The organism is Uliginosibacterium aquaticum, from assembly GCF_012972705.2.
Lineage (GTDB): Bacteria > Pseudomonadota > Gammaproteobacteria > Burkholderiales > Rhodocyclaceae > Uliginosibacterium > Uliginosibacterium aquaticum.
Genome location: NZ_JABCSC020000012.1, coordinates 1 through 802, shown reverse-complemented (window position 1 = coordinate 802; position 802 = coordinate 1). Strand labels below are relative to the sequence as shown.

The 802-nt window shown below is 60.3% G+C and carries 1 pseudogene and 1 other annotated feature; the pseudogene reads left to right on the top strand.

Features of this window, described 5'->3' with window-relative positions:
• Positions 1 to 51: 51 nt before the first annotated feature.
• A pseudogene (locus tag HJ583_RS18900) lies at positions 52 to 802 on the top strand (IS3 family transposase); the annotation flags it as partial.
• Positions 327 to 443: a sequence feature (AL1L pseudoknot), on the top strand. Its footprint overlaps the pseudogene before it by 117 nt.

The window sequence follows — 802 nt, the reverse complement described above, 5'->3', positions numbered from 1 at the left end:
ATGAATCGCCCCGGGTTTGGTGGAGGCTCTAACTCTTGAGAAGATAGAGCCATGAAGAAGTCAGTGAAGTTCTCCCCCGAAGTCCGTGAGCGTTCCGTGCGCATGGTTGCCGAGTGCGGCGACTATCCTTCGCAGTGGGCGGCCTTTGAATCCGTCGCATCCAAGATCGGCTGTACGCCGCAGACTTTGCTCAACTGGGTTCGCCAGCACGAGCGGGATACCGGTCAGCGTGAAGGCGCTAGCACCGCCGACCAGAAACGCGTCAAAGAGTTGGAACGCGAAGTCCGTGAGCTGCGCAAAGCCAATGAGATTTTGAAGCTTGCCAGCGCGTTTTTCGCCCAGGCGGAGCTCGACCGCCGATTCAAGTCCTGAGGTCTTTCGTCGACGAGCATCGTGATGTCTTCGGGGTCGAGCCGATCTGTCGGCAACTGCAGATCGCCCCATCCGGTTACCGGCGTCACGCGGCCCTGCGCCATCATCCTGAACGGCGTAGCGAACGGGTGCGGCGCGATGAGCAACTGATGGCTGAGATTGAACGCGTCTGGCAAGCCAATCTGCACGTCTATGGGGCCGACAAGGTTTGGCGGCAGCTGAACCGGGAAGGCATCGAGGTCGCGCGCTGCACGGTAGAACGACTCATGCGTCGTCGGGGTTTGCGGGGAGTGATGCGTGGCAAGGTGGTGCGCACCACGATCAGCGACAGCAAGGCGCCATGCCCGGCAGATCGGGTCAATCGGCAGTTCAAGGCGGATTGGCCCAATCAGTTGTGGGTCTCAGATTTCACCTACGTCTCGACCTGGCA